Annotated in this window: 2 protein-coding genes; both read right to left on the bottom strand. The window is 61.8% G+C overall.

The window, feature by feature from the left end; genetic code table 11:
• Positions 1 to 155 precede the first annotated feature (155 nt).
• Entirely contained in the window at positions 156 to 1,469 is a 1,314-nt protein-coding gene (gene argA, locus B3187_RS16105; RefSeq protein ID WP_123638383.1) for an amino-acid N-acetyltransferase, read from the bottom strand.
• 4 nt (positions 1,470 to 1,473) lie between these two features.
• Positions 1,474 to 2,673: an acetylornithine deacetylase gene (gene argE / locus B3187_RS16100; protein ID WP_286807476.1), complete on the bottom strand. Its 1,200-nt coding sequence runs from the start codon at positions 2,671 to 2,673 to the stop codon at positions 1,474 to 1,476.
• Positions 2,674 to 2,783 lie beyond the last annotated feature (110 nt).

The raw sequence follows: 2,783 nt of genomic DNA, 5'->3' as shown, positions 1-2,783 counted from the left end.
GCCCCACATGGATGTGGGAAGTGCCCCGAAGCGCGGGGAGCGCGAAGGGGGCCGGCGGGTGATGAGCCCCCACGGATGGGTTCACGGCGTGTCTCACAACAGTATACCCAACCGCAGCGTTTCGATACGAAGCTCTAACGGTTTCTCAACCTGTCCTATAGGTTTTTGATAAAAATCTTCGAATTCCGCTGATAGTTATACAACCGACGCCGCGCAACAGGGAGGTCATCAATCTGCGCCTGAACAAACCCCTGCTCGATAAACCAATGAGCCGTCTGGGTGGTCAGCAGAAACAATTGCTTGATGCCCTGACGCCGCGCCATTTTCTCCATCTGAGTGAGCAGCGTCGACGCCCGGCCGCCCTTGCGGTACTCCGGATGGGTGACCACACAGGCCAGTTCCGCACTCTCCTCAAAGGGATACATGGCCGCACAGGCGATGATGGTGCCGTCCTTTTCCAGCACATGGAACCGGTCGATCTCCGTCTCCAACAACTCCCGGGAGCGGCGCACCAGAATGCCCTCATTCTCCAGCGGCGCGATCAGCTCCAGAATCCCGCCCACATCATCGATGGTGGCCCGGCGTAGTTGTTCGTAACTGTCCGAGTGCACCATGGTGCCCATACCGTCCCGGGTGAACAGCTCGCTGAGCATGGCGCCGTCGGCGGCGTAACTGAACAGTTGGGCGCGGGGCACGCCCTGCAGGCAGGCCAGGTAACAGGCCGAGAGTGCCTGACGGATATCCCCGCTGATCTGTTCGCCCTGTTGTTCCAGAAAGTCCCGGCACTCCTGCACAGCCAACTGCCTGACCAGTTCGCCGCTGGCATCGCTGACACCCTCGGCTTCTATAAACGCCAACAGCTTGTCCGCTTTCAACGCCGAGGCCACTTGAGTGGCGACATCGGTGAAGGAGAGGTTGAAGGCTTCACCGGTGGTGGAATAGCCCAGCGGCGAGAGCAGGGCGATGGCGCCGGAGTCGAGTACGGTATTGAGTGAGCGGGTGTTGATCCGGCGGACCTTGCCGGTGTGCTGCAGATCGACGCCGTCGAGCACGCCGTGGGGCATGGCCACCACAAAGTTGCCGCTGATCACCTGCATGCGTGCGCCGTGCATGGGGGAGTTGGGCACCCCGGTGGACAGGGCCGCCTCCATCTGAATGCGGGCCTGGCCAATGGCTTGGGTGACCTGTTCCAGGTTGGCGGCGTCGGTGACTCGCAGGTTGCGGTGAAACTGGCTCTCGATGCCGGACTCGGCCAGTCGGGCATCAATCTGCGGTCGCGCACCGTGCACTACCACCAGTCGTACTCCCAGGCTGCTGAGCAGGGCGATGTCGTAGATGATGTTGCCGTAGTTGGGGTGCACCAGGGCTTCGCCGGGCAACATCAATACAAAGGTTTTACCCCGGTGTGCATTGATGTAGGGCGAGGAGTGCCTGAACCATTTGACGTAGTCTTGGGTTGAACCGGTCAAAGCGTTAGTTCCTTTTGTCAGACACAGGGACTTCGGACGCCGCCGTGTCGGGCTGGATGCAGAAGCGATCAATCAGCCCGCTGAGAATGTCCACCGCCGGTGCCAGTTGTTGAATGTCGATAAACTCGTCGGGTTGATGGGCCTGGTTGATCGAGCCGGGCCCGAGCACCAGCGTCTCCATGCCCAAGGATTGCAGAAACGGGGCCTCTGTGGCGAAGGCCACCGCCTCACTGGAGTGGCCCGTGAGACGCTCACAGGCCTTTACCAGGGCGGAGTGCTCGTCCTGCTCGAAGGGCTCCACGCCAGCAAACAGTTCCGATAACACAATGTCGGTACCCGAGCGCTCGGCAATGGGGCGCAGGCGCCGGCCAATGGCCGCGCGCAGCTCGTCGTTGTCCATGCCGGGCAGCGCCCGCAGGTCGAAATGCAATTCGCACTCGGCGCAAATCCGGTTGGGGTTGTCGCCGCCATGGATGCAGCCGAGGTTCATGGTGGGCACATCCACCTGAAAGCCGGGATTGCGGTAGCGGGTCTGCAGTTCACTCCGGTATGTGAGCAGCTCGGAGATGACCCCGTGCATGGTTTCCAGAGCGTTCTTGCCCAGCGCCGGGTTCGAGGAGTGCCCGCTGGCGCCGCGCACCCGAATCGACTCCATCATGATGCCCTTGTGCATGCGCACCGGGCGCAGCTCGGTCGGTTCCCCAATCACCGCGTAGCGCGCCTTGGGGCGCCCCAGCTCCACCAGCGCCCGGGCGCCGCTCATGCTGCTCTCTTCATCGGCCGTAGCGATGACGATCAAGGGTTGCGCCAGAGGTTGATCAGCAACCGCATCGATGGCCGCGAGCACCGCCGGGAAAAAACCTTTCATGTCGGTGGCGCCCAGACCGTAGAGCTTGCCGTCTCTTTCCGTGAGCGAAAAGGGGTCGCTCTGCCAGCGGTTCTGATCGTAGGGTACGGTATCGCTGTGGCCAGACAGAACCAGCCCACCGGCGCCGGAGCCCTTGGTGGCAATCAGGTTGTGCTTGCCGCTCTTGCCCGGCACTGCCAGAAGCTCGCACTGGAAGCCGCGAGCCTCGAGCCAGTCGGCCAGCAGGTCGAGCACCTTGCGGTTGCCCATATCCCATTGGGGGTCGGAGCAGCTCACCGACGGTTGGGCGACCAACTGGGCCAGCTGGTCAGAATACAGTTTGAGATCGAAAGTCATACACGGCCGGATTCAGAGAATGTATCGGCAGTGTAATACAGGACGGAAATCATCGGTAGGGCACGCCAACAAACCCGGGTAGGTCGGGTTAGCCGAAGGCGTAACCCGAC

The sequence above is a fragment of the Marinimicrobium sp. UBA4209 genome, from assembly GCF_002381585.1.
In the GTDB taxonomy this organism is placed as follows: domain Bacteria; phylum Pseudomonadota; class Gammaproteobacteria; order Pseudomonadales; family Cellvibrionaceae; genus Marinimicrobium; species Marinimicrobium koreense.
Note: the sequence above shows the minus strand (reverse complement) of the source record. Positions and strands in the feature narration are given on the sequence as shown.

Excerpts from the sequence above, each read along its gene's own strand:
- argE (WP_286807476.1), bottom strand. The coding sequence starts at position 2,673 with ATGACTTTCGATCTCAAACTGTATTCTGACCAGCTGGCCCAGTTGGTC.